Consider the following 26,905-nt stretch of genomic DNA (forward strand, 5'->3'; position numbering starts at 1 on the left):
GGCTGAGGCGCCCTGAGAGGCCTCTGGGGCCCGCAGGGTCCCCCGGACCACGCTAAGCCGACGGCCGCGCCCCGCCGGGCCCGTGGGACTGCGCCCCCCACTCCACCGCCGGCCCCACCACCGCGTGTGCCGCATGCCGCGGCGGATGCGCCGCGTGCCCCACCACGAAGACGTCCGCAGCTCCGTCGAGCACCCCGCCCGACGGATCGTCCGAGCCGTCCTTCCGTACGCCGTCCCGTTCCGGCATCAGAATGTCCCGTACGACCACGGCGCACAGGTACAGCGTCCCCAGCAGATGCAGGGCGATCGCCACCTGATAGCCCTCGGGGGGCAGCCCCTGGTGCTTGGGACTGGTCGTGTACGCGAGGTACATCCAGATCCCCAGGAAGTACATGACCTCGCAGGCCTGCCAGATCAGGAAGTCCCGCCAGCGCGGCCTGGCCAGCGCGGCGAGCGGAATCAGCCACAGTACGTACTGCGGCGAGTAGACCTTGTTGGTGATGATGAACGCCGCGACCACCAGGAAGGCGAGCTGCGCGAAACGGGGCCGCCGGGGCGCGCTCAGCGTCAGCGCCCCGATGCCCGCGCACGCCAGGATCATCAGCAGCGTCGCGTAGGTGTTCACCGAGTCGACTTCCAGCGGCTCACCCGTGCGCTGCGTGATGATCAGCCAGAAGGAGCCGAAGTCGACCTGCCGCTCCTGGCTGAAGGTGTAGAACTTTTTCCACCCCTCCGGCGCCATCAGCATCACGGGCAGGTTCACCGCCAACCAGGCACCGGCCGCTCCGAGCGTCGCGGTGGCGAACTCTCGCCATTTGCCCGCTCTCCAGCACAGCAGGAGCAACGGGCCCAGCAGCAGTACGGGATAGAGCTTGGCGGCGGTCGCGAGCCCGATGAGGATGCCGAAGGCAAGCGCCCGGCCGCGTGACCACATGAGCATCGCGGCGGCTGTGAGCGCCACGGCCAGCAGGTCCCAGTTGATGGTGGCGGTGAGCGCGAAGGCGGGCGCCAGAGCCAGCAGCAGGGCGTCCCAGGGGCGGCGACGGTGTGTGCGGGCCACACAGACGGCGATGACCGCGGTGCAGATCATCAGCATGCCCGCATTGACCATCCAGTACATCTGCTCCTGGTTCTGCATGGAGCCGCCCGCGAGATTGAGCCACGACGCGACCTGCATGAAGACGCCCGTGAGGACCGGGTACTCGAGGTACTCCATGTCGCCGGGCAGCCGGTCGAAGTACGGGATGAGCCCCTCGGAGAAACCACGCCCGAGGAAGAGGTGCGGAATGTCGGAGTAGCAGGCGTGGGTGTACTGGGAGCTCGTGCCCCGGAACCAGGCCCAGTTGTAACAGGGCATCTTCTGCACCATGCCCAGCGCGAACATGCCGATTGCCACCAGTGCGACAACGCGTACGGGAGTGAGCCGTCCGCTGCTGCCCCGCCGGGCCCAGCGGCCCGCCGGACCGCCGATCAGCTCACTGCCGGACGCGGCGACGGAGTCATTCCGTGTGGGGCGCACGTCGGGTCGCTCGGCCCGCTGCGGTCGGTCCTGGTACACGCTCGTCTCTTCTGCGCTGGGCATGGTGCACATCCTGCCGTACGAGGTCTGGGACACGGCGAGGGCCGCCGCACCCGGTACGTGCGTACCGGGTGCGGCGGCCCTCATGGAGCTGCCGGAGCTTGGGCCGGCAGTGCTAACCGCTCGGGCCTCCGAACAACCCTCCGTTGCCGTTGTTGCCATTGGTGGCTGGTGACGACGACGGACTGGTCGATGGATCGCCGCTCGGCCCGCCGTCGCCGGTGCCGCCCGGAGTGCCGCCGTTGCCGCCACCCGTGGTGGTGCAGGTCCAGTCCTTCAACGGGTTGCAGGACTGGCTCGGGTCGGGGCTGCCCGAAGGCGAGCCGGACGGCGTGCCCGACGGGGTCGACGACGGGCTGCTGGAGGGCGTGTTGGACGGCGACGGGGGCGGACTTGAGGCGCCGCCGCCCCAGTAAGCCTCGGCGTCGAGGGGCTCGGGCTCCGGGAAGGTCAGCTTCGGCTTGCCGTTGAGCGCTTCCGACATGTACGACTGCCAGATCTCGGACGGGAACGACGCACCGTGAATCTTGTCCTGGCCACCGGTGCCGTACATCTCGAGGAACTCGCGCTTCTTGCCGCTCTTCTCGTTGTCGTCGAGCCGGTACATGTCGATGGCGGTCGACAGCTGCGGCGTGTAGCCCACGAACCACGCCGACTTGTTGCCGTCCGTGGTACCGGTCTTGCCGGCGACCTCGCGACCGGGGAGGCGGGCGTTCTTGCCGGTGCCCTCCGGATCGTCGACGACATCCCTGAGCACATCGGTCACATTGCTCGCGACGGCACTGGGAAAGGCCTGCTCGAGCTTGTCGTCGTGCTCGTAGACCGTCCGGCCCTCGTAGTCGACCTTGTTGACGGAGAACGGATCCATCTGCTCGCCGTTGGCCGCGAAGGTCGCGTAGGAGCCGGCCATGCGGATCGCGCTGGGATCCGAGATACCGATCGAGAAGGAGGGGACGTTCGACTTCGACAGAGAGGACTCCAGCAGGCCTGCGTCCATAGCCGCCTCCCTGACCTTGGGAATGCCGACGTCCATGCCCAACTGCACGAAGGGCGAGTTGGCGGAGTGGATCATGGCTTCACGCAAGTTGATGTTCTTGTACGACTCATCGCCGTCGTTGCGCTGCAGCCACTCCTCCCGCTTCTCGTTCTTCCACACGGTGCCGTCGTAGTTCTTGATCTTGAGCTTGTTCTTGCCGTTGTACACGCTCTTGTCAGGGTCGATCTTGTGGCGGAGGGCCTCTCCTTGCACCGGGTCGAGCACACCGTCCCGCATCGCCGCGGCCAGTACGAACGGCTTGAAGGTCGATCCGACCTGGGCGCCGGTCTGGTCGGCGTTGTTGGTGAAGTGCTTGGTGGCGTTCTCACCACCGTAGATGGCGACGATCTTGCCGGTCTTCGGTTCTACCGAGGCGCCGCCGAACTGAACGAATGTGTCGGTCTTGGGGCGCTTGTCCGGCTTGATGTTGTCATCCCGAACCTTCTTGACCGCGGCCTCGAGCTTCTTGACCTTGTCCTTCTCAAAGGTCGTGTGGATCTCGTAGCCGCCGCGCGCGAGGTCGTCGGCCTCGATGCCCTTCTCGTTGCTGTTGAGAAAGTTCGACTTGGCGAGGGCCACCAGGTAACCCACCTGCCCGCCCAGCTGCGCGTCCTTCTTGGGCGGTTCAATCTTCGGGAGCTCGGTGTACCTGGCCCGTTCGGCGGCACTGAGGTGGTTGTCCTTGACCATCTCGTCGAGGATCCAGTTCATGCGCTCGGTGGCGCGAGCCTTGTTGGCCGCCGGTGTCGCTGCGGGGTCAATGTCCTCGGCGCCGGCGGGGTCGAAGTAGGTCGCGCCCTTGAGGAGCGAAGCGAGGAATGCGCACTGATCGGGCTTCAGCTCTTTGGCGTTCTTTCCGTAGTACGTACGGGCTGCGGCCTGGATGCCGTAGGCGCCGCGTCCGTAGTACGAGGTGTTCAGGTAGCCGGCCATGATCTCCGGCTTGTCCACGTCCGTGCCGACCCTTATGGAGATGAACAGCTCCTTGACCTTGCGGCTCAGAGTCTGGGACTGGTCGCCGAGGGCCGCGTTCTTCACGTACTGCTGGGTGATGGTGGAGCCACCCTGGGTCTGTCCGCCCTTGGCCATGTTGAACAGGGCCCGGCCGATGCCCATCGGGTCGATTCCCGAGTCGGTCTTGAACGTCTTGTTCTCCGCCGAGATCACCGCGTTCTGCATGGCTTCGGGGATCTGCTCGATGCCCACGATCTGCCGGTTGATCTCGCCACCGGTGGCGGCCATCTGGGTGCCGTCTTCCCAGTAGTAGACGTTGTTCTGCGCCTTGGCCGTCTTGTTCGGGTCGGGGACATCCACCATCGCGTACGCAATAGTCGCGGCGGCCATCAGAGTGCCGAAGAAGCCCAGGCAGAGTCCGGTGACCAGCTTCCACGACGGCACCCAGCGGCGCCATCCGTACTTGTTGTGGCGCGGGTAGTCGATCATCCGCTTGTCGGACGGCCGCCCGCCGTGACCACGGCCGGGACCGTCATGGCCCCCGCCGCTCCCGCCGCCTCCACGGCGGCCGCCTCCACGGCCTCCGTGGCCGGCGCCCTCGACTTCGTCCACGCGCCGGCGACCACCGCCGTTGCGTTGTGCGGCGCGGCGGGCCTCGGCCCGGCCGCCGTACGGACTCTCTTCGCCGGACGCAGCGGAAGGAGACCCCGGTGCTGTACCCCGGGGCGGGGCTGCGCGGCGGGCAGACGGCTGCGGGGCGGCGCGCCTGGCCCCGGCACGCCCGCCACCCTGCGACTGCGGCGGTTTGCGACGGTGCTCGCTCATCGAACGACTACTCCTCGGGCAGGCGAGACGCCTGGAAGCGGCAGTTGAGTTCCGGTCCCCCCCGAAATGAATACGGACCAGCCCCGTGAAGGGCTCATCCGCTGTGCATCCCCGACGAGGACGCTCTCAGGCGTCCCGTGGTTCCCGCTGGTCTGCATGGCGCACAGACTACGCAGGCTCAAAACCCACCCAGGCTCAAAATTCACCCCAAATCAGACAACTTGCCAGCTATGAATTGACGATGTGACGCCGTTCACCATGTCCCCTCTTGTCGCAACAGCCACGTCGTTCTATCGTGCTGATGTATCGACTCGATACATCAGCACGACATAAGTGACCGGTACGGCGAGGGAGGCGACGATGAGCAGGCGCTCCGGCATCCTCGAATTCGCCGTGCTGGGTCTGCTCCGTGAGGCCCCGATGCACGGGTACGAGCTGCGGAAACGGCTCAATACCTCGCTGGGAATCTTCCGGGCCTTCAGTTACGGGACCCTCTACCCGTGTCTCAAGACGCTGGTCGCCAACGGCTGGTTGATCGAGGAGCCGGGTAGCGCCCCCGAGGATGCGCTCGCCGCTTCACTCGCAGGGCGCCGGGCCAAGATCGTCTACCGATTGACGGCAGAAGGTAAGGAGCACTTCGAAGAGCTGCTCTCCCACACTGGCCCGGACACCTGGGAGGACGAACACTTCGCTGCTCGTTTCGCCTTCTTCGGGCAGACGGAGCGCGAAGTTCGGGTGCGGGTGCTGGAGGGCCGCCGCAGCCGGCTGGAGGAGCGTCTGGAGAAGATGCGCGCCTCCCTGGTCCGCACCCGCGAGCGCCTCGACGACTACACGCTTGAGCTGCAGCGACACGGTATGGAGTCCGTGGAGCGCGAAGTGCGCTGGCTGAACGAGCTCATTGAGAGCGAGCGAGCGGGGCGGGATCAGCGACAGCCCGCCCCTGAGAGCTCAGCTCAGCAGGACAACACATCTGGAGAGACGGGCGGCCTGCCCCGGCACAGGGGTGCCGAGTCCTCCGGGGGCACACCCCCCGGAAGCTCCACCCTGCCGGATCCGTCCGACGACACCGCCAAGTGAAGCGCTGCGATCCGCAGGGTTTCATCCGGAATACCGAGATCACACAGGGAGCAACCGGAATGGGTTCGGTTCGCGTAGCCATCGTCGGCGTGGGCAACTGCGCCGCCTCGCTGGTGCAGGGCGTCGAGTTCTACAAGGACGCCGACCCGGCCGGCAAGGTGCCGGGTCTGATGCACGTCCAGTTCGGCGAGTACCACGTCTCTGACGTCGAGTTCGTGGCCGCCTTCGACGTGGACGCCAAGAAGGTCGGCCTCGACCTGGCGGACGCCATCGGCGCCAGCGAGAACAACACCATCAAGATCTGCGACGTGCCGAACTCCGGCGTCACTGTGCAGCGTGGCCACACGCTCGACGGCCTGGGCAAGTACTACCGCCAGACCATCGAAGAGTCCGCCGACGCGCCGGTCGACATCGTCCAGATCCTCAAGGACAAGCAGGTCGACGTCCTGGTCTGCTACCTGCCCGTCGGTTCCGAGGCTGCTGCGAAGTTCTACGCGCAGTGCGCCATCGACGCCAAGGTCGCGTTCGTCAACGCCCTGCCGGTCTTCATCGCCGGTACCAAGGAGTGGGCCGACAAGTTCACCGAGGCTGGTGTCCCGATCGTCGGTGACGACATCAAGTCGCAGGTCGGCGCCACGATCACGCACCGCGTGATGGCGAAGCTCTTCGAGGACCGGGGCGTCATCCTGGACCGCACGATGCAGCTGAACGTCGGCGGCAACATGGACTTCAAGAACATGCTCGAGCGGGAGCGCCTGGAGTCCAAGAAGATCTCGAAGACGCAGGCTGTCACCTCTCAGATCCGTGACCGCGACATGGGCGAGGACAACGTCCACATCGGTCCGTCGGACTACGTGGCCTGGCTCGACGACCGCAAGTGGGCGTACGTCCGCCTCGAAGGCCGTGCCTTCGGCGAGGTGCCCCTGAACCTCGAGTACAAGCTCGAGGTCTGGGACTCCCCGAACTCCGCGGGCATCATCATCGACGCCGTGCGCGCCGCGAAGATCGCCAAGGACCGCGGCATCGGCGGCCCGATCCTCTCCGCGTCCTCATACTTCATGAAGTCCCCGCCGGTGCAGTACTTCGACGACGAGGCCCGTGACAACGTCGAGAAGTTCATCAAGGGCGAGGCCGAGCGCTAAGCGTTCGCCTGCCCGACCGAGGAGGGTCCCCTGGTAATCCGCCAGGGGACCCTCCTCGTATGTGAGGCTTGATCACATGCCTGTCGTACGTGATCTGCGCGTACTCCTGCGCCTGACGAACTTCCGCCGACTTTTGGCGGTCCGGCTCCTCTCCCAATCGGCCGACGGTGTCTATCAGGTTGCGCTCGCCACGTACGTCGTCTTCTCCCCGGAGAAACAGACTTCGCCGGCCGCGATCGCCTCTGCCATGGCGGTGCTGCTGCTGCCGTACTCCTTGATCGGCCCCTTCGCCGGCGTCCTGCTGGACCGCTGGCAGCGCAGGCAGGTCTTCCTGTACGGGAATCTGCTGCGGGCGTTCCTCGCGAGCCTGACGGCGGTGCTGATTCTCGCCTCCGTACCCGACTGGCTCTTCTACGCCTCGGCCCTGTCCGTCACAGCCGTCAACCGCTTTGTACTGGCCGGGCTCTCCGCTTCACTGCCCAGGGTGGTCGACTCCGACCGGCTCGTCATGGCCAACTCCCTGTCTCCGACGGCCGGCACACTCGCCGCGACCGCGGGCGCCGGACTTGCCTTCGCGGTGCGGCTGGTGTCCGCGGACTCCGACGCCGCGGTGGTCCTGCTGGGCGCGGCGCTCTACCTCTGCTCGGCTCTGGCCTCGCTGCGGATGCCCCGTGAACTGCTGGGTCCCGAGCCAGAGTTGGTGCAGCCGCGAATGGCCGCCGTCCTGGGCTCCACCGTACGCGGACTGATGGGCGGACTACGGCACCTGACGGAGCGCCGGGCGGCGGCGCGCGTGATGGTCGCGATGACGCTGATGCGCTTTTGCTACGGGGCCCTGACGGTCATGGTGCTGATGCTCTGCCGGTACGCCTGGTCCGAGAAGGAGTCGGATGGCCTGGCTGTGCTGGGTCTGGCCATCGCCGTCTCGGGCGCGGGGTTCTTCGCAGCGGCGCTGCTGACCCCGTGGGCCGTCGGCCAGCTCGGGCAGTTCGGATGGATGGTGGCGTGCGCGGCAGCGGCAGCCGTTCTTGAACCGGCTCTGGGGCTGCCGTTCGAGCCGGCGCCGATATTGGTCGCCGCGTTCGTCCTTGGGCTCATCACCCAAGGCGCGAAGATCGCCACGGACACAGTGGTGCAGACATCGGTGGACGACGCCTTCCGCGGCAGGATCTTCTCCCTCTACGACGTGCTGTTCAACGTCGCCTTTGTGGGCGCCGCGGCCATCGCCGCGCTGATGCTGCCGCCCGACGGCCGGTCGGTGCACCTGGTCGTCGTGGTCGCGGTCATCTATGCGGCCGTCGCGGCAACTATGGCCCGCTGGAGCCGTGTCGGCGCCGGGATATAGCGTGCGCGCGCCAAAGGATCGATTGCACACGTCTACGGGGAGTGTTCCGCATGACCTATCCGCCACAGCACGACCAAGGCTCGTACGGGCACCCTGACCCGTACGCACAGCAACCTCCTTACGTTGTTGGTGGGTTGATTCCGGTCACTCGTAGGATCGGGAGGCCCAGGGGCGCTGGGTGTGGCTGTCAAGCTCATGCCGCAGAAGTGGCTTCTACTGATTGGCCGCCCGGTGCCCCGCGACGACTCGGCCACTGATTGGGATGCGCGCGACAAGATCGCTTGGTAAGGACACGCTGGCGAGGTCGTCTGCTGGGACAAGTACAGGAACGACTTCGGAGGTGGCCGTGCCTGAACTGTGGGCCGGTACGGATGCGGGCAAGGCCGAGCATCACTGCGTGGTGATCGACACTGACGGTCAGCGGAAGCTGTCGCGGCGGGTGGCCAACGACGAGACCGCATTGCTGACTCTGATCAGCGATGTCCTCGCGCTGAGCGAGGGTGAGCCGGCGACCTGGGCGATTGACCTCAATTCCGGTGGTGCCGCGCTGCTGATCGCGGTGCTGACCGACAACGGGCAGCAAGTCCTCTATATCCCCGGCCGCACCGTCCACCACGTTTCCGGCTCTTACCGCGGCGACGGGAAGACCGATGCGAAGGACGCCTTCGTCATCGCCGACCAGGCCCGCATGCGTCGCGACCTCCAACCGATGCACCAAGGCGACGACATCGCCGTCGACCTGCGTATCCTCACCGCCCGACGGCTCGACCTGGCCGCAGACCGCATGCGGGCGATCAACCGGCTGCGAGCCCGGATGCTGGAGTACTTCCCGGCGCTGGAGCGGGCCTTCGACTACAAGACATCAAAGGCGTCCCTTGTGCTGCTGACCGGCTACCAGACCCCGGCAGCCCTGCGCAGAATCGGCAGGAACCGCCTGACGACCTGGCTGAAGAACCGCAAGGTCCGTAACTCGCAGCTCGTCGCGTCCACCGCTGTCCACGCCGCCGAGGCTCAGCACACCGCAGTCGCCGGGGAGAAGCTGGCCGCGGCCGTGGTGGCCAAGTCGGCGAGGGAGGTGATGGCCCTTGATGATGAGATCGCCGAGACCGACGCTCTGATCGAGGGTCGGTTCCGCGACCACCCGCATGCCGAGGTCATCCTGAGCCTGCCCGGCCTCGGCCCCGTCCTGGGCGCCGAGTTCATCGCCCACACCGGCGGCGACATGAGCATCTTCGGCAGCCCCGACCGCCTCGCCGGCTTCACCGGCCTCGCTCCCGTCCCGAAGGACTCGGGACGGATCAGCGGCAACATGCGCCGGCCCCGCCGCTACTGCCGTCGCCTGATGCGCGTCTTCTACATGTCTGCCCAGGTCGCTGCCCAGCACTGCCCCATCTCAAAGGCGTTCTACGAACGCAAAAGGGCCGAGAAGAAGACCCACAAGCAGGCCGTCATCGCCCTCGCCCGCCGCCTGAACGTCCTGTGGGCACTCCTGCGCGACGGTCGCCTCATCGAGAGCAGCCCACCAACCCATGCCGCCAGCCCTGCGTGAAGTGACCACAGCCAGTCACGAGCCAGGATTGACAACCACATTGGGAATCAGTAGTAGTTCACACATAGAGGGGCGGTGTTTCACGTGAAACATCGCCCCTCGGGTCATTGCTCCGGCCCCATGTTTCACGTGAAACATGGGGCGGGACCACGCTCACCCCTGTGTCGCCCACCACTCCTTAAGAGCCGCGACCGCCGCGTCATGCTTCATCGGCCCGTTCTCCAGGCGCAGCTCCAGCAGGAACGCGTACGCCTTCCCGATCACCGGACCGGGGCCCACGCCCAGAATCTCCTGGATCTGATTACCGTCCAGATCAGGCCGGATCGCGTCCAGCTCCTCCTGCTCCTGCAACTCCGCGATGCGCTCCTCGAGCCCGCCATAGGCCTGGGAGAGGGCGGTGGCCTTGCGCTTGTTCCGTGTGGTGCAGTCCGAGCGGGTCAGCTTGTGCAGCCGCTCCAGCTGCGGCCCGGCATCGCGCACGTACCGCCGTACCGCCGAGTCCGTCCACTCGCCGGCCCCGTATCCGTGGAAGCGCAAGTGCAGCTCCACCAGCCGCGAGACGTCCTTGATCATGTCATTGGAGTACTTGAGCGCAATCATCCGCTTCTTGGTCATCTTCGCCCCCACCACCTCGTGGTGATGGAAGGAGACCCGACCGTCCTTCTCGAAGCGCCGTGTCCGTGGCTTTCCGATGTCGTGGAGAAGTGCGGCCAGCCGCAGCACCAGATCCGGGCCGTCCACCTCAAGATCCATCGCCTGTTCCAGGACGGTCAGGGAGTGCTCGTACACATCCTTGTGACGGTGGTGCTCGTCACTCTCCAGACGCAGCGCAGGAAGCTCGGGCAGCACATGGTCGGCCAGGCCGGAGTCGACGAGCAGCGCCAGCCCCTTACGGGGGTGGGGGGAGAGGATCAGCTTGTTCAGCTCGTCGCGCACCCGTTCAGCGGAGACGATGCCGATACGGTCGGCCATCTCCTTCATCGCGGTGACGACCTCGGGTGCCACCTCGAAGTCCAGCTGCGCCGCGAAGCGGGCGGCTCGCATCATGCGCAGCGGATCGTCGGAGAAGGACTCCTCGGGCGTACCCGGCGTCCGCAGGACTCGCGCGGCGAGGTCCTCGAGGCCGCCGTGCGGATCGACGAACTCCTTCTCCGGCAGCGCCACGGCCATCGCGTTCACAGTGAAGTCGCGCCGGGCCAGATCCTCCTCGATCGAGTCTCCGTAGGACACCTCGGGCTTGCGCGAGTTCCTGTCGTACGCCTCCGAGCGGTACGTGGTGACCTCGATCTGGTAGCCCTGCTTCTGGCAGCCGACCGTGCCGAAGGCGATCCCGACTTCCCATACCGAGTCCGCCCAGGGACGGATGATCTTCAGCACGTCGTCCGGGCGGGCGTCCGTCGTAAAGTCCAGGTCATTGCCGAGCCGGCCGAGGAGCGCATCCCGGACCGAGCCGCCGACCAGGGCAAGACTGAACCCGGCCTCCTGAAAGCGGCGGGCAAGGTCGTCGACGACAGGGGACACCCGCAGCAGTTCACTCACCGCGCGGCGTTGCACCTGACTCAGTGCAGTGGACTTGTCTTCATTGGCGTTCGGCACAACAGAAAAGGGTACGTGCCCCGGCCGACCGCAGCGCCCTTGTTTATGACGCCGTTCCGATCATGTGGGGCACTCCGCGGCACTTCGACACAGCGCACCTCGTTACCATGCGTGGACGCAACTAGCGACACCCACCAACGACAGCAGACGACGAGGACGGATGAGCGCGTGGCCGAGGCGGCAGACTTCCAGGGGATGAATCCTTCTCCTGCCCGCCGGTGGCTGCGGCGCACAGCCTCCCTGGTCCTCGGCGTACCGCTAGTGGCCGGACTAGTGGCCGGACTGCTGTGCGGCCCCGGCCCGGCCGCACACGCGGCTGAGAACACCTCGGACTCCCGCACGGTTGATGTGTCTCTCGACACCCTGACGCCGACCACCCCTGGCGAGAGCGACACACTCACGATCTCCGGGTCGGTGCTCAACAAGGGCAAGCAGACCATCACCGACGCCGAGATCGATCTACGGGTGGGGCCGAGGCTGTCCAGCAGGGTCTCCATCGACCGCGTCGCCCAGCGGACCGACTATGCGCCGGGCACCGATGCCCCGCCGGTCGGCGACAAGTACACGGTCAAGATCCCCAAGCTCGTCTCCCACGTCAGCCGCGAGTTCACGCTCTCCGTCCCGGTCAATCAGCTCGACCTCGACGACGACGGCGTCTACCAGCTCGGCGTGTCCCTGTCGGGCCAGACCCCGGACGAGCCGTACAACCAGGTCCTGGGCATCGAGCGGACCCTCCTCCCGTGGCAGCCCGAGGCTGTGGAGAAGAAGACCCAGTTCACCTATCTCTGGCCCCTCATCTCCTCGACCCACCTCACCTCTGAGACGGGATCGGACGAGCAGCAGACCCCGGTCTTCGAGGACGAAACGCTGGCCGCTGAGCTCGCCCCGGGGGGACGGCTGGACCAGCTCGTCTCCCTCGGCAGGGATCTGCCCGTCACCTGGGTCGTCGATCCGGATCTGCTGGCCAGCGTCGATGCGATGACCCGGAACTATCGCGTCAAGAGCGGCGCCACCACCGTCCCGGGCAGGAACCAGGCCCTCGCCAAGCGGTGGCTCAGTTCCGTCGAGGCCGCGGTCCAAGGGCGCAAGGTGGTCGCGCTGCCGTTCGCCGACCCTGATCTGGCGTCCCTGGCACACCGCGGCAAGAACATCTCGGGGTCCCTCAGCCATCTGCAGCCGGCCACCAAGGTCGCCGAGACCACCGTGGAGACGATCCTCCATGTGAAGCCGTCCATCGACTTCGCGTGGCCCGTCGACGGCGCCATCGACTCCTCGATCGTCGACGTCGCCACCTCGGCCGGCGCCCACAAAGTGATCGCCCGCAGCGACAGCCTGCGGGACGACCTGTCGTACACGCCCACTGCGGCGCGCCCGATCGGCGGCGGGACAACGGCAGTGGTCGCCGACGCCCGGCTCTCCAACGCCTTCCAGGGCGACATGACCAAGACCGGGAACTCCACCCTCGCGGTTCAGGAGTTCCTCGCCCAGACGCTGGCAGTGAACCTCCAGGCCCCCGGTAACCAGCGGAGCATCGTCGTCGCCCCGCAGCGAATGCCGAGCGCGTCCCAGGCGCAGTCCATGGCACGCGCGCTGCAAGCCCTCGAAGCACAGCGCTGGACTCAGCCGATCGACCTGGTCGCTGCCGCCGGAGCCAGGCCCGACGCCAATGCCGCGACCAAGGTGCCCGGCACCTCCCGCTATCCCGAGCACCTGCGCAGGCAGGAATTGCCGCCCCAGGCGTTCCACGACATCAGGAACACGCAGAACACCCTCGACAACTTCAAGGTCATCCTCACCGCGCGGGACCGGGTGGAGACCCCGTTCGGCAGAGCGATCGACAGGGAGATGTCCACGTCCTGGCGCGGCAACCCGGTGGGGGCCCAGCTGTATCGCGACGGCGTGCGGGCCTATCTGCAGAGCCTCACCGAAGAGGTGCAGCTGATTGAGAAGTCAGCCATCACCTTGTCGGGGCGCAGTGCGACGATCCCGGTCACCGTGCAGAACAGGCTGGTCCAGGGGATCGACCATCTGGTGCTGCGGCTGACGTCGGACAACGCCACCCGCCTCAACCTCGACCAGGACAAGGCCTCCGCCCAGCAGCCGATCAAGGTCGAGGGCGGCCACAGCCAGTCGGTGAAGTTCGCAGCGTCGGCCAACGCAAACGGCCCGGTGCAGATGACGGCCCAGCTCTTCACCGAGGACGGAAAGCCGTACGGCGACCCCATGAGGTTCACGGTGAAGGTCTCCGAGATCACTCCCACTGTGATGCTCGTCATTGCCGGCGGTGTGCTGCTGCTCGTCCTGGCAGGCGTCAGGATGTACACCCAGCGCAAGCGCGCAGCCGCGCGAGACGCGACTGCGCGGGAAGCGGAAGGCTCAGAGGGTTCAGACAGCTCAGAGCCGGAGGGCCCGGAAGGCTCGGAAGGTGACATCAATAGCCTTGATCCGGGGCAGGCGAGTGACCCGACACCGGACACCGGACCGGGAAGCGGCGACCCGTCGGGCACGGGTGAGAAAGTGGACCGTTGAGCGATGTCGTGGCCGGTGGGCCGGGGACGATGAGGTGGGGTTGCAATGAACGCGCCGTACGACGGTGACCGCGGTCAGGGCGCGGGCGGAACTGTGCCCTCTCCGGGGGCGACTCCGGATCCCCCGCTGCCGGACCAGGGTCCTCCGCCGCCACAACCGGACCCCGACCCATACACACAGGATCCGTACGTCCAGGACGCCTACGCCCATGATCCTTACCGGGCGCAGGATCTCTCTGCCCAGGACCCCGTGACCGAGGCGCTGTACGACCGCGCATCCCACCCGCCGCCAGCCGTCGGCACGTACCAGGAACCCCAGCCGCTGTATCAGCAACCCCCGACACCGCAGCACGCACCGGACCCCCGCATCTGGGCGCAGACCCCACCGCCCGAGCCGGCTGGCCCGTCCCGTCATCTGCCGCACGGGGAGGACGCCGGGACCACCCAGTTCACGGGCGTGGACGAGCTGGTCACCCGGGCCGGCGAGGAGGAGCCGGAGCCCGACGCGTTCGCACACCTCTACCGGGACCAGCAGGTCTCCGGGCGGCCCACCCCGGCCCCGGAACCCAGCCCGGCGGCACCCGCCCCCAAGAAGTCCGGCGGTCGCGCCTCCGGCCTGCTGAAGTCCAGCGCGGTGATGGCGGCCGGCACCTTGGTGTCCCGGCTCACTGGTTTTGTACGCAGCCTGGTGATCACTGCCGCTCTCGGCGCTGCCCTGCTCGGTGACACTTACACCATCGCGTACACGCTGCCGACGATGATCTACATCCTCACCGTCGGAGGCGGCCTCAACTCTGTGTTCGTTCCGCAGCTGGTGCGGGCGATGAAGAACGACGAGGACGGCGGCGAGGCCTACGCCAACCGGCTGCTGACGCTCGTCATGGTGGCGCTCGGCGCCATTGTCGCCATCGCGGTGTTCGCGGCCCCGCTGCTGATCCAGCTCATGTCGGAGACGATCGCCTCCAATACGGCGGCGAACAGTGTCGCCGTCACCTTCGCCCGCTACTGCCTGCCCACGATCTTCTTCATGGGTGTGCATGTGGTCATGGGGCAGATCCTCAACGCCCGCGGGAAGTTCGGCGCGATGATGTGGACCCCGGTCCTCAACAACATCGTCATGATCACCACGTTCGGCCTCTTCATCTGGGTGTACGGCACCTCCGCCGAGTCTCAGATGGGCGTCCAGACGATTCCGCCGGAAGGCGTGCGGCTGCTGGGCATCGGCACTCTGCTGGGCCTCGCGGTCCAGGCCCTCGCGATGATCCCGTACCTGCGTGAGACCGGTTTCCGCTTCCGGCCGCGGTTCGACTGGAAGGGCCACGGTCTCGGCAAGACCGTCAGGCTGGCCAAGTGGACCGTGCTGTTCGTCCTCGCCAACCAGGCGGGCGTGCTGGTCGTCACCCAGCTCGCCACCGCCGCCGGTGAGGCGTCCGGCAGGGACGGCGCGGGCTTCATCGCGTACACCAACGCCCAGCTGATCTGGGGCATGCCGCAGGCCATCATCACCGTCTCGGTCATGGCCGCCCTGCTGCCGCGGATCTCGCGCGCCGCCCATGACGGCGACCCGGGCGCGGTGCGCGACGACATCTCCCACGGTCTGCGCAACTCCGCAGTCGCGATCGTTCCGGTGGCCTTCGCGTTCCTGGCTCTCGGCGTCCCGATGTCCAGCCTGCTGTTCGCCTCCAGTGGCCAGGAAGCCGCCCGCAGCATGGGCTTCATCCTGATGGCGTTCGGCCTCGGCCTCATCCCGTACTCCGTGCAGTACGTCGTGCTGCGCGGCTTCTACGCGTACGAGGACACCAGGACGCCCTTCTACAACACGGTCATCGTCGCCGCGGTCAACGCCGCCGCGTCCGCCGCCTGCTACGTCGTGCTACCCGCCCGCTGGGCAGTCGTCGGTATGGCAGCCTCCTACGGTCTCGCCTACGCGGTCGGCGTCGGAATCGCCTGGCGCCGGCTCAAGAACCGTCTCGGCGGCGATCTGGACGGCAAGCACGTCATGCGCACGTATGCACGTCTGTGCATGGCCTCCGTCCCCGCGGCGGCGGCCGGTGGTGCGGTTGCCTACCTGATCATCGAGGGGCTCGGCAGGGGCGCCCTTGGCGCGCTCGCAGCGCTGGTCGCCGGCGGGACCGTACTGCTGGGCGTCTTCTTCATCGCTGCGAAGCGGATGCGCATCGAGGAGCTCAACGCCCTGGTCGGCATGGTTCGCGGCCGCCTCGGCCGTTAGCGGGCGCACGGTCCCGCACAACCATCGTCGGCCGCCGTGTGTCGTGCATAGCGGCCGACTGTGGGCACAATTGGCATGGCTGTTGGATATGCGCAACGGATGGGGAGGCAGGAGCGACGGTGGCGGAACGTAGCACGGCTGCCGTCGACGTGGCCGACAACAGCGGAGACGATCCGCTGACCGCCCAGGCGGGCAAGGCCACGACCGACGGGGCGGCGGAAACCCAGGACACGGCGGAGAAGACCGCATCGGACACGGGCAGCGAACGGCAGGGGACCGAACCCGCCATCGCCACGCCCGAACTGCACAGTGGTCACAAACTCGCCAGACGCTACCGACTAGAGGAGTGCGTCACCCGTCTGGACGGTTTCAGCAGCTGGCGCGCGGTCGACGAGAAATTGCGCCGTGCTGTCGGCGTCCATCTGCTCCCCGCCGACCATCCGCGGGCCCGCTCCGTACTTGCGGCGGCCCGCTCCTCGGCGCTTCTCGGCGATCCTCGCTTCGTACAGGTCCTCGACGCCGTCGAGGAGAACGACCTCGTCTATGTCGTCCATGAGTGGCTTCCGGACGCGACGGAACTCACGGCGCTGCTCGCCATGGGCCCCATGGAGCCGCACGACGCGTACCAGCTCGTCGACCAGCTCTCCCAGGCGATGGCCGCGGCGCACCGTGAGGGGCTGGCTCATCTCAGGCTGACGCCCGGAGCTGTGCTGCGGACCTCGACCGGGCAGTACCGGATCCGCGGTCTTGCGGTGAATGCCGCCCTGCGCGGGATCACCGCTGATGGTCCGCAGCGCGCCGACACCGAGGCTATCGGTGCCCTGCTGTACGCGGCGCTGACCCAGCGCTGGCCATACGAGAACGACGCATACGGCCTCTCCGGGCTGCCCAAGGGCGTGGGGCTCATCGCCCCCGATCAGGTGCGGGCCGGTGTCCACCGCGGGCTCTCGGAGCTCGCCATGCGCGCCCTGGTCAACGACGGCGCCACTGCGTCCCGACAGGAGCCGCCGTGCACCACGCCCGACGAACTCGCGAAGGCCGTCGCTGCGATGCCTCGCATCCGGCCGCCGGAGCCTGCGTTCACCTCCCCGCCCGAATATCAGCGGACCACATACCAACAGGGCACGTACGGCCGCCCTGCCGCCCGTCCGAACGCCCCGGCCCCCCAGCCCGTGCCCGGCCCGCCCGCGCCGCTCCAGAGCCCCACTGGCAAGGTCCTCAAGTGGACAGTCGCGGCTTTGCTCATCGCAGCGCTGGGACTCGGCAGCTGGCAGATCGCCGACAAGCTGATCGACCGCGACAAGGAACCGGTCGATCCGGGCACCTCCCAGACGAACAACGGCGAGAAGAACAGCGGGGTCGAGACCGGCAAGCCGATTGCCATCACCGGCGCCCATGACTTCGACCCGCTCGGGCAGGACGGCTCCGAGAAGCCCGCCGGGATAAAGAACAGCTACGACGGCGACTCAGCCACCTACTGGAACACCGATGGCTACCTCAGCGCGGACTTCGGCCGCTTGAAGGCGGGGGTGGGCATCGTTCTCGACCTCGGCAAGGTCCAGCAGATCGGGACCGTGGACGTGTCCCTCCTCGGTGGCGAGACATCTATGGAGCTGCGGACCGCGCCCGAGGATGCCTTGTCCGAGCCGACGACCCTGGACGGCTTCACCAAGGTCTCCGACGGATCCGGTTCCAATGTGTCCCTCAAGCCCGGCAAGCCGGTGCGGGCACGATACGTTCTGGTCTGGCTGACCGAGCTGCCGCAGACCGACGAGGGCAACTTCCGGGGCAAGGTCTCTGAGATCAAGATCACCAGCTGACGGCATCAGGGGAGGGGGCTCACCGTTGGACGACGCGACACTCGGCGGCACAAGCGACCAGGACCTACTGGCCCGTCACGTCGCGGGGGACCCGGATGCCTTCGGTGAGCTCGTACGGCGCCACCGCGACAGGCTCTGGGCCGTCGCCCTGCGCACTCTGGGGGACCGGGAGGAGGCCGCGGACGCCGTCCAGGACGCCCTGGTGTCCGCCTTCCGAGCCGCTCACACCTTTCGCGGCCAGTCCGCCGTCACCACCTGGCTCCACCGCATCACCGTCAATGCGTGTCTCGACCGGGCCCGCAAGATGGCCTCGCGCAAGACTTCTCCCGTCGACGACACCGGGCGCCTGGAGCAGCTCCTCGAGCCTCATGAATCCGCCGAGGCCCCGGCGGAGCGTAAGGATCTACACCGCGAACTCCTGGCCGCGCTGGCGAAACTCCCCCTCGACCAGCGGGCAGCGCTGGTCCTGGTGGACATGCAGGGCTACCCGGTGGCAGAGGCTGCCGACGTCCTCGATGTGCCAGTCGGGACCGTCAAGAGCCGCTGTGCCCGCGGCCGGGCACGGCTGTTGCCGATGCTCTCTCATCTGCGCAGTGATGCCGGGGATAGCACCGAGCTCAGCATGGGAAGGAACCGGACGCCGGGGGCATCCGTCCCAACGGCGTCGGGACAAAGGGACGCAGGGCCAAGTGATCCTGCAGCTGTGAAGGGAGGAGGTGGGCGCGCATGACATCCACGGCCGACACGACTCAGCACCCGGACGTCTCGGAGATCTCCGACCTCACCGAGGGGCTGCTCTCTCCGTCCCGCACAGTAGAGGTGCAGCAGCATCTGGACCGCTGCTCTCTGTGCGCCGACGTCCGTGCGTCCCTCGATGAAATTCGCGGACTCCTCGGCACACTCCCCGGCACCCACCGGATGCCCGCCGATGTGGCCGGTCGCATCGATGCCGCGCTGGCCGCAGAGGCTCTGTTGGACTCCACCTCGCCCGAACAGACCGCGGATGTTTCACGTGAAACAGAGCCCGCCGCAGTGCCCGCTGCACCGTCGGCCCAGTCCACTCCGGCCGACCGGCCAACGGGACACGCGCGCGCTGCCACCGGTCCTGGCCGCGGGCGCCAGGCCCGGCGGCGACGCAAGGCTGTCCTGGGTGCCGCCCTCGGGGCGGCGGCAGTCGGTATGAGCGCCCTGCTCCTCCAGTCGTTCCAGTCCGCGAGCAACAGCTCAGCCCAGAAAGATGCGAGCGTCAGCTCCGCGGCCGGCGACTCCCACAAGTTCTCTGCGTCAGGCCTCGAGGATCGCGTACAGGCGTTGGTCGCCACGAGCCCCGCCCAAGCTGAGCCACGAATGGAGAAGGGGCCGTCCATCGAGGGCCACTCCAACACCAACTCGCCCAGGCGCACACCGAACGTCGCGGTACCCCCCTGTATCCAGAAGGGCACCGGCCGGAGCGATGCTCCGATCGCCGTTGAGCAGGGCCAGTACGAGGGTGGCAATGCCTACCTCGTGGTGCTGCCGCATTCCGCGGACAGCGACCAGGTCCAGGCGTATGTGATCGACGCGTCCTGCATCGCGACCGCGCCCGCGTCCACCGGCAAGCTGCTGCTGACGGAGTCCTACCCTCGCCGCTGACACACGCCGCCGCGCCGCTCGGACATCCCGGGAATGCAAGCCCCGTAGGATCCGTTGGGTGGGGTGAGAGTCATTGACCCGGCCCCGCAGGCAGCAGACAGTCCGCAGAAACGAGGAAGAAACCCGTGAGCGACGTCCGTAACGTGATCATCATCGGCTCCGGGCCGGCCGGCTACACGGCGGCGCTCTATACGGCGCGCGCTTCGTTGCAGCCGCTGGTATTCGAGGGCGCAGTCACCGCCGGCGGTGCGCTGATGAACACGACCGAGGTGGAGAACTTCCCCGGCTTCCGCGACGGCATCATGGGTCCGGATCTGATGGACAACATGCGCGCCCAGGCCGAGCGCTTCGGCGCCGAACTCGTCCCCGACGATGTCGTCTCCGTCGACCTCAGCGGCGAGATCAAGACCGTCACTGACACCGCGGGAACCGTCCACCGGGCGAAGTCAGTCATCGTGACCACCGGCTCCCAGCACCGCAAGCTCGGCTTGCCCAACGAGGACGCGCTGTCCGGACGCGGCGTCTCCTGGTGCGCCACCTGTGACGGGTTCTTCTTCAAGGACCAGGACATCGCCGTGGTTGGCGGTGGCGACACCGCAATGGAGGAAGCGACCTTCCTCTCCCGCTTCGCGAAGTCCGTCACGATCATCCACCGCCGCGACACCCTGCGTGCCTCCAAGGCCATGCAGGACCGCGCCGTCGCCGACCCGAAGATCTCCTTCGCCTGGCACAGCGAGGTCGCCCAGATCCATGGCGAGCAGAAGCTGACCGGTCTGACTCTGCGCAATACCAAGACCAGCGAGACCTCTGTGCTTCCGGTCACCGGGCTGTTCATCGCCGTCGGCCACGACCCGCGCACGGAGCTCTTCAAGGGCGAGCTCGACCTCGACGACGAGGGCTACCTGAAGGTCGATGCGCCGTCGACGCGTACCAACCTGACGGGTGTCTTCGCAGCGGGTGACGTCGTCGACCACACCTACCGTCAGGCCATCACCGCCGCCGGCACCGGCTGCTCCGCCGCCCTTGATGCGGAGCGCTACCTTGCCGCGCTCGCCGACAGCGCCAAGACCGCCGAGCCGGAGAAGACCCCCGCGGTCTGACCCCCGAACCATCCCTCCCACCCCGCAAAGTAAGGAGGCCGCCGTGGCCGGCGCCCTGAAGAACGTGACAGACGACACCTTCGAAGAAGATGTCCTCAAGAGCGACAAGCCCGTGCTGGTGGACTTCTGGGCCGCCTGGTGTGGTCCCTGCCGCCAGATCGCGCCGTCCCTCGAGGCCATCGCCGCTGAGCATGGCGACAAGATCGAGATCGTCAAGCTCAACATCGACGAGAACCCGGCCACCGCGGCCAAGTACGGCGTCATGTCCATTCCGACGCTGAACGTCTACCAGAATGGTGAGGTCGCCAAGACGATCGTCGGTGCCAAGCCGAAGGCCGCAATCGTCCGCGACCTTGAGGGCTTCATCGGCGAGTAGTCCGAGCACTCACAGCTCGGTTGTTTCACGTGAAACACGAATGGGCTCATCCCTCCAGGGATGAGCCCATTCTCGCGTTCGGGGTCACAGCGGCCGCAGCACCGGCTCCTTCTGTACAGCGCCCAGCAGCCGGTCCAGAGCCAGCTCCACGTCTTCCTTCCAGGAGAGAGTGGTCCGCAGCTCCAGCCTCAATCGGGGATACGTCGGGTGCGGACGGACCGTCTTGAAGCCCACGGCAAGCAGATGGTCGGCCGGCAGCACACAGGCCGGCTCCTTCCAGCGAGCGTCGCCGAACGCCTCGATCGCGCGGAACCCTCTCCGCAGCAGATCCTTGGCCACTGTCTGCACGATGACCCGGCCGAGCCCCTGTCCCTGATAGCCCGGGCTGATCCAGGCAGTCATCAGCTGGACAGCGTCCGGTGAGACAGGGCTCGTCGGGAAGGCCGTGGAGCGCGGCACATAGGCCGGAGGCGCGTACAGGACGAAGCCGACCGGCACCTCGTCGACATAGACAACCCGGCCGCAGGAGCCCCACTCCAGGAGCACGGCAGAGATCCAGGCCTCTTTCTCCAGCTCGGGCGTGCCCGCCTTTACTGCGGCCTCTCCGCTGACCGGATCAAGCTCCCAGAAGACGCACGCACGACAACACTTGGGAAGGTCCGAAAGGTTGTCCAACGTGAGCGGTACAAGCCGACGTCCCATGAAGGCTGTTCCTCACTTCCCTCACCCGCCGCGTTACGGGCGGCTGCCAGCGCGCTCCGCTCCTGGAGCAGGCTGCTGATGAAACCTCCGACTGCCCCAAGGCCCAAGCCCGCTGTCACCAGTTGGCTGCGGCTCACCGTTCGCATGGCCCTCGCTCTCTCCCTCTGAGGTGGATCAAGGTGGATGCGCCGTACCAGAACGCATCGTATCCACCCAGCCCCGGCACGGATACTCTCCTACGGCAAAGGGCGGGTCGTGTCCGGTCAATCAACCGGAGACACGACCCGCCCTTTTGCGACGCTACGCGGCCTCAGCCTTCGTCGTCCTCCTCGGGCTCCTCGGAGAGTCCCTTCTCCAGGACCCGCCCCTCCCCGGGGGCGAGGGTGCCAAGGATGCGCTCCAGATCGTCCATCGAGGCGAATTCGACGACGATCTTCCCCTTCTTCTGGCCGAGGTCCACCTTCACCCGGGTCTCGAAGCGATCCGAGAGCCGAGACGCGAGGTCCGTGAGCGCCGGCGAGAGCCGAGCTCCAGCCCGCGGGCTCTTCGGCTTGGACGTGCCCTTGGAACTCGAGTTGATCAACGTCACGATCTCTTCGACCGCCCGCACCGAGAGCCCCTCGGCCACGATCCGGTGGGCGAGCCGGTCCTGCTCCTCGGAGTCCTCCACCGAGAGCATTGCCCGCGCATGACCGGCCGAGAGCACACCGGCGGCGACCCTGCGCTGGACGGGAGGCGACAGACGCAGCAGACGCAGCGTGTTGGACACCTGCGGACGTGAGCGTCCGATCCGGTCGGCCAGCTGGTCGTGCGTGCAGTTGAAGTCCTTGAGCAGCTGGTCGTAGGCCGCAGCCTCTTCCAGCGGGTTCAGCTGTGCACGGTGCAGGTTCTCCAGCAGCGCGTCCAGCAGGAGCTTCTCGTCGTCCGTGTGCCGGACGATCGCCGGAATTCGCTCCAGATCCGCCTCGCGGCAGGCCCTCCAGCGGCGCTCGCCCATGATGAGCTCGTACCGCTCGGGACCCAATTGCCGTACGACGACAGGCTGAAGAAGCCCCACTTCCTTGATGGAAGTGACCAGCTCCGCGAGGGCGTCCTCGTCGAAGACCTCACGCGGCTGGCGCGGGTTGGGCGTGATCGCGTCCAGCGGCAGCTCAGCGAAGTGCGCGCTGGCCGGCTCGGCGGGTGGCGATGTCGCCTCCGGCTCCGGTGCCGACGTGATCGCCTCAGGAGCAGTGGCAGCCGCCGGTAGCGTCGTCACCTTGGCTGCTGCCACACCCCTTTCCGCAGTCAGCACCGGAGCCGCTCCCGGAGAGTTCGAAGCCCCGGAAGGCGGCACCTGCTTCTCCTGCGGAGCGGCAGGGATCAGCGCACCGAGCCCACGCCCCAATCCTCTACGTCGCTCGCTCACTGGATCCCCTCCGACATGTTCTGCTGGCTGTTCTGACTGCCCACATGGGCATGCTGCGGGTCGTAGTGAATCCCGACCCCCCGCAGCGCGATCTCACGAGCTGCCTCAAGATACGACAGGGATCCGCTGGAACCTGGATCGTAGGTCAGCACTGTCTGTCCATAACTCGGGGCCTCAGAAATGCGCACCGAGCGCGGGATGCTCGTACGCAGCACCTCTTCACCGAAGTGGCTGCGGACCTCATCAGCCACCTGCGAGGCAAGGCGAGTTCTGCCGTCGTACATGGTGAGCAGAATCGTCGAGACATGCAGCGACGGATTGAGATGCGCGCGCACCAGGTCCACGTTCCTGAGTAGCTGCCCCAAGCCCTCCAGCGCGTAGTACTCGCACTGGATGGGGATCAGCACCTCCGCACCGGCGACCAGCGCATTGACGGTCAGCAGACCGAGCGACGGCGGGCAGTCGATGAGGATGTAGTCCAGCGGCTGCTCATAAGCCTGGATGGCCCGCTGCAGTCGGCTCTCCCGCGCCACCAGCGACACCAGCTCGATCTCCGCACCGGCGAGATCGATAGTGGCGGGGGCGCAGAAGAGTCCTTCGACGTCCGGGACCGGCTGGACAACGTCGGAGAGCGGTCTGCTCTCCACCAGGACGTCATAGATCGAGGGGACTTCGGCGTGGTGATCGATCCCCAGCGCCGTGGAGGCGTTTCCCTGTGGATCCAGGTCAACCACCAGAACGCGCGCGCCGTGCAGCGCGAGCGAAGCGGCGAGGTTGACCGTGGTGGTGGTCTTACCCACGCCGCCCTTCTGGTTGGCAACAACCATGACGCGCGTCTGCTCAGGTCGGGGCAGACCTTCACCGGCACGCCCCAGCGCCTCCACAGCCAGCTGGGCAGCTCGGCCGATGGGGGTGTCGTCCATCGGGGGCGGTGTTTCACGTGAAACATCGTCCCCTGGCGACTCGGTACGGGGACCGGGGACCGGATCGGTCATCGGTCCCGCGATGTTGGCGTCGGACCGCAAGGATTCACTCTCCTCGACATCAGGCTCGCAGTAAGCAGAGCCTGCCATGCTTTCGGGGTCGTGAACCAGCGAGGCCCGTGGTTCTGTGGATGAATCCACCTCTGTGGACAATTCCGTAGCCCGCGCGAAGGGCTTGCGATCCCGCATCGGGGCGGCAGCACGGCCGCGGCTGATGATTCCCTGCAGCAGTGAGCGACGTTTCACGTGAAACACGATGCACGCGCCGCAGGACTAGAGACGGACGACACTCCGAAATGCGTACGTATGGAAGCTTGTATGGAGCATCGCTGATAGACAGTACGAACCGCCACGGGATCAGCGACGCCGACGGGTACGACTGGTCCGGGCGGCCTTGGCCCGCTTCGCTGCGAAGCGCACTCCGCCCGGGCTCTCCCCGACCTCCACACGCACCACGGTGGACAGCGGGTCAACGAGCCCCTCACCGACATGCAGCACCGAGGTCTCCACGACGCCGAGCTTGCTCAGCGCGGCCCGGGCTCCCTGGACCTCCTCCGCGGCCGTGTCGCCCTTGAGCAGGAGCATCTCTCCGTAGGGACGCAGTAGCGGCACCCCCCAGCCCGCCAGCCGGTCCAGCGGCGCCACGGCACGCGCCGTCACCACATGCACCGGAGTGAGCCTACCCAGGACCTCCTCGGCACGACCCCGGACCACGGTCACATGGTCCAGGCCCAGCAGTTCGACGACTTCCTGGAGGAAGTTCGTGCGCCGCAGCAGAGGTTCAAGAAGCGTGATCTTCAGATCCGGACGTACCAGCGCCAGCGGAATGCCCGGCAGGCCGGCCCCCGATCCCACATCGCAGACGGTCACACCCTCCGGTACTACCTCGGAGAGCACCGCACAGTTCAGCAAATGCCGTTCCCACAGTCGTGGGACCTCACGGGGACCGATCAGGCCACGCTTGACTCCGGCGTCCGCGAGCAGCTCCGCATAACGCACGGCCTCCGGAAAGAACTCTCCGAATACCGTCTGCGCCTCTTCTGGCGCCTGGGGAAGCTCTGCTGCCTCCGTCACGGGAACCGTCCTTCCGTCCGTACCGCATTGTCGCACTGTGGACCGTGGTGGCTGGCTGACTATCAGGCTGACGAAGATCGGCCCCGCCTGCGAACAGACGGGGCCGACAGAACGCTGCAGGTCAGGCGGGGAGTACGACGACAAAGCGCTGCGGCTCCTCGCCCTCGGACTCGCTGCGCAGACCCGCGGCGGCGACCGCGTCATGCACGACCTTGCGCTCGAACGGCGTCATCGGGTCCATTTTCACGGGCTCACCGGTGCTCTTCACCTCGTTGGCTGCCTTGGCGCCGAGCTCGGCGAGCTCCTTGCGCTTCCTGGCCCGGAAGCCCGCAATGTCCAGCATCAGCCGGCTGCGGTCCCCGGTCTCCCGGTGTACGGCGAGCCGCGTCAGCTCCTGGAGGGCCTCCAAGACCTCGCCGTCACGGCCGACGAGCTTTTGCAGATCCCGGCTGCCCGACTCACTGATGATCGAGACAGCGGCCCGGTCGGCCTCGACGTCCATGTCGATGTCACCGTCGAGATCGGCGATGTCGAGCAGACCCTCGAGGTAGTCGGCCGCGATCTCCCCTTCCTGCTCGAGGCGGGTGAGGGTGTCGCCAACCTCAGCGGCGGAGATGGTGCCTTCCGTCACGGATGGACTCCTTCTTACTTCTTGGACGACGGGTGCTTGGGCCGCTGCTGGCCCTTGCGTTGTCCGGACTTGGGCTGCTGGCGGGCGGAACCTGAAGCAGGCTTCCCCGCCGGCGTCGGCTTGGCATCTCCCCCGGAGTCTCCGGCCCCGGAGGTACCGCCAGATCGCGCATCCTTCTCGAGCGAGGGCTTCGACTCGGAGTCGCCGGACTCGGAGCTCTTGGCCACGCCCTGCTGCGCGCTGGCGGAATGGCGCTTCGACTTGGTCAGGCGCTTGGGCTGCTGCCGCCTCTGTGCGGGGCCGCCCTCGGCCTCGGCGACAGCGGTGTCACTCTTGGCTACCGTGCCGTCCGGCTGGGCAGCGAAGCCGGCCTTGGTCAGGCCCGTGATGAACCGGCGCTCGTTCTCGTTGCGGTCCGCGCCCTTGGCCACGATCGCCTGGACGACATTGCGCTTGCGACGCGAACGAACCTCGCTGTGGACGGTCACGCTCTTCAGCAGACGCTGCAGGTAGTGGTCCTGAGCCTTGCTGCCCGGCGTCGGGTTCTGGTTGATCACGTACATCTGCTGGCCCATGGTCCACACGTTGGTGGTCAGCCAGTAGATGAGGACACCGACGGGGAAGTTGATGCCCATCACGGCGAAGATGACCGGGAAGATGTACATCAGCATCTTCTGCTGCTGCATGTACGGCGTCTTGACCGTCAGGTCGACGTTCTTCTGCATCAGCTGGCGCTGTGTGTAGAACTGCGACGCCGACATCATGATGATCATGATCGCTGTGACAATGCGCACATCGGTCAGCGAAGCACCAAGGGCAGCGACCTTTTCCGTGCTGTCCGTGAACTTCGATGCCAGCGGGGCCCCGAAGATGTGTGCCTGGCGCGCACTGTCCAGCAGCGATTCATTGATGACGCCGATGGTCTTGCCCGAGGCGATGCTGGAGAGCACGTGGTACAGAGCGAAGAAGAACGGCGACTGCGCGAGGATCGGCAGGCACGAGGAGAGCGGGTTGGTGCCCGTCTCCTTGTACAGCTTCATCATCTCTTCGGACTGACGCTGCTTGTCGTTCTTGTAGCGCTCCTGAATCGCCTTCATCTTCGGCTGGAGCGCCTGCATGTTCCGAGTCGATTTGATCTGCTTCACAAAGAGCGGGATCAGACAGATCCGGATAAGGATCACCAGAGACACGATGGACAGTCCCCAGGCCCAGCCCGTGTTGGGGCCGAAGATCGCCCCGTAGACCGTGTGGAACTGGACGATGACCCACGAAACAGGTGTGGTGATAAAGCTGAAGAGACTGGCAATCGTGTCCACTA

21 protein-coding genes are annotated in these 26,905 nt (G+C 66.9%); 11 read left to right on the forward strand and 10 right to left on the reverse strand.

The window, feature by feature from the left end; translation table 11 throughout:
• Positions 1–52: 52 nt before the first annotated feature.
• From J7E87_RS12475 to J7E87_RS36130, 3 genes are all read right to left on the reverse strand, one after another.
• A complete protein-coding gene (locus J7E87_RS12475) occupies positions 53–1,582 on the reverse strand; it encodes a glycosyltransferase family 87 protein (protein ID WP_215093098.1) in 1,530 nt (509 codons plus the stop codon).
• A gap of 112 nt (positions 1,583–1,694) precedes the next feature.
• Entirely contained in the window at positions 1,695–4,058 is a 2,364-nt protein-coding gene (locus J7E87_RS12480; protein WP_308312912.1) for a transglycosylase domain-containing protein, read from the reverse strand.
• Positions 4,055–4,348, reverse strand: coding sequence for a hypothetical protein (locus J7E87_RS36130; protein ID WP_308312913.1), 294 nt, complete (start codon positions 4,346–4,348; stop codon positions 4,055–4,057). Before J7E87_RS36130 ends, J7E87_RS12480 begins: the two co-directional genes overlap by 4 nt.
• 406 nt (positions 4,349–4,754) lie before the next feature.
• Here J7E87_RS36130 and J7E87_RS12485 point away from each other — a divergent pair, with 406 nt between their 5' ends.
• The 4 genes from J7E87_RS12485 (at position 4,755) to J7E87_RS12500 (ending at position 9,507) form a co-directional block, all read left to right on the forward strand.
• Positions 4,755–5,471: a PadR family transcriptional regulator gene (locus J7E87_RS12485; protein WP_215093102.1), complete on the forward strand. Its 717-nt coding sequence runs from the start codon at positions 4,755–4,757 to the stop codon at positions 5,469–5,471.
• Between the two features lie 59 nt (positions 5,472–5,530).
• Entirely contained in the window at positions 5,531–6,613 is a 1,083-nt protein-coding gene (locus J7E87_RS12490; RefSeq protein ID WP_215093104.1) for an inositol-3-phosphate synthase, read from the forward strand.
• 76 nt (positions 6,614–6,689) lie between these two features.
• Positions 6,690–7,958: an MFS transporter gene (locus J7E87_RS12495; RefSeq protein ID WP_215093106.1), complete on the forward strand. Its 1,269-nt coding sequence runs from the start codon at positions 6,690–6,692 to the stop codon at positions 7,956–7,958.
• 340 nt (positions 7,959–8,298) lie between these two features.
• Positions 8,299–9,507: an IS110 family transposase gene (locus J7E87_RS12500; protein WP_215093108.1), complete on the forward strand. Its 1,209-nt coding sequence runs from the start codon at positions 8,299–8,301 to the stop codon at positions 9,505–9,507.
• Positions 9,508–9,660: 153 nt separating this feature from the next.
• Here J7E87_RS12500 and J7E87_RS12505 read toward each other — a convergent pair whose 3' ends face one another.
• A complete protein-coding gene (locus J7E87_RS12505) occupies positions 9,661–11,103 on the reverse strand; it encodes a CCA tRNA nucleotidyltransferase (RefSeq protein WP_215093110.1) in 1,443 nt (480 codons plus the stop codon).
• Positions 11,104–11,271: 168 nt separating this feature from the next.
• Here J7E87_RS12505 and J7E87_RS12510 point away from each other — a divergent pair, with 168 nt between their 5' ends.
• The 7 genes from J7E87_RS12510 to trxA all read left to right on the forward strand — a co-directional run bounded on the left by J7E87_RS12510 (position 11,272) and on the right by trxA (position 20,789).
• Positions 11,272–13,632, forward strand: coding sequence for a DUF6049 family protein (locus tag J7E87_RS12510; RefSeq protein ID WP_215093112.1), 2,361 nt, complete (start codon positions 11,272–11,274; stop codon positions 13,630–13,632).
• Between the two features lie 45 nt (positions 13,633–13,677).
• A complete protein-coding gene (murJ, locus tag J7E87_RS12515; RefSeq protein WP_215093114.1) occupies positions 13,678–15,861 on the forward strand; it encodes a murein biosynthesis integral membrane protein MurJ in 2,184 nt (727 codons plus the stop codon).
• 119 nt (positions 15,862–15,980) lie between these two features.
• A complete protein-coding gene (locus tag J7E87_RS12520) occupies positions 15,981–17,681 on the forward strand; it encodes a protein kinase family protein (RefSeq protein WP_215093116.1) in 1,701 nt (566 codons plus the stop codon).
• A 25-nt stretch (positions 17,682–17,706) separates the two neighbouring features.
• Complete coding sequence (gene sigM / locus J7E87_RS12525) at positions 17,707–18,411, forward strand: RNA polymerase sigma factor SigM (protein ID WP_215093119.1); 705 nt, start codon at positions 17,707–17,709, stop codon at positions 18,409–18,411.
• Positions 18,408–19,313, forward strand: coding sequence for a hypothetical protein (locus J7E87_RS12530; RefSeq protein ID WP_215093121.1), 906 nt, complete (start codon positions 18,408–18,410; stop codon positions 19,311–19,313). Before sigM ends, J7E87_RS12530 begins: the two co-directional genes overlap by 4 nt.
• A gap of 125 nt (positions 19,314–19,438) precedes the next feature.
• Complete coding sequence (trxB, locus tag J7E87_RS12535) at positions 19,439–20,413, forward strand: thioredoxin-disulfide reductase (protein ID WP_215093123.1); 975 nt, start codon at positions 19,439–19,441, stop codon at positions 20,411–20,413.
• Positions 20,414–20,456: 43 nt separating this feature from the next.
• The gene (trxA, locus tag J7E87_RS12540; RefSeq protein ID WP_142214727.1) at positions 20,457–20,789 is read left to right on the forward strand and encodes a thioredoxin; all 333 of its coding nucleotides are present in this window, start codon (positions 20,457–20,459) and stop codon (positions 20,787–20,789) included.
• Between the two features lie 84 nt (positions 20,790–20,873).
• Here trxA and J7E87_RS12545 read toward each other — a convergent pair whose 3' ends face one another.
• The 6 genes from J7E87_RS12545 to yidC all read right to left on the reverse strand — a co-directional run bounded on the left by J7E87_RS12545 (position 20,874) and on the right by yidC (position 26,903).
• Positions 20,874–21,491: a GNAT family N-acetyltransferase gene (locus J7E87_RS12545; RefSeq protein ID WP_215093125.1), complete on the reverse strand. Its 618-nt coding sequence runs from the start codon at positions 21,489–21,491 to the stop codon at positions 20,874–20,876.
• Positions 21,492–21,801: 310 nt separating this feature from the next.
• Positions 21,802–22,899 carry a ParB/RepB/Spo0J family partition protein gene (locus J7E87_RS12550; protein ID WP_215093127.1) on the reverse strand — a complete coding sequence of 366 codons (1,098 nt, stop codon included), beginning with the start codon at positions 22,897–22,899 and terminating at the stop codon, positions 21,802–21,804.
• Positions 22,896–23,972 (reverse strand): ParA family protein, encoded by a 1,077-nt coding sequence (locus tag J7E87_RS12555; RefSeq protein ID WP_215093271.1) that lies wholly within the window; start codon positions 23,970–23,972, stop codon positions 22,896–22,898. Before J7E87_RS12555 ends, J7E87_RS12550 begins: the two co-directional genes overlap by 4 nt.
• Before the next feature lie 267 nt (positions 23,973–24,239).
• Complete coding sequence (gene rsmG / locus J7E87_RS12560; RefSeq protein WP_215093129.1) at positions 24,240–24,956, reverse strand: 16S rRNA (guanine(527)-N(7))-methyltransferase RsmG; 717 nt, start codon at positions 24,954–24,956, stop codon at positions 24,240–24,242.
• A gap of 121 nt (positions 24,957–25,077) precedes the next feature.
• Positions 25,078–25,587, reverse strand: coding sequence for a R3H domain-containing nucleic acid-binding protein (locus J7E87_RS12565; RefSeq protein WP_215093131.1), 510 nt, complete (start codon positions 25,585–25,587; stop codon positions 25,078–25,080).
• Positions 25,588–25,601: 14 nt separating this feature from the next.
• Entirely contained in the window at positions 25,602–26,903 is a 1,302-nt protein-coding gene (gene yidC / locus J7E87_RS12570; protein ID WP_215093133.1) for a membrane protein insertase YidC, read from the reverse strand.
• Positions 26,904–26,905 lie beyond the last annotated feature (2 nt).

The organism is Streptomyces sp. ISL-1 (assembly GCF_018614585.1).
Classification (GTDB): domain Bacteria; phylum Actinomycetota; class Actinomycetes; order Streptomycetales; family Streptomycetaceae; genus Streptomyces; species Streptomyces maoxianensis.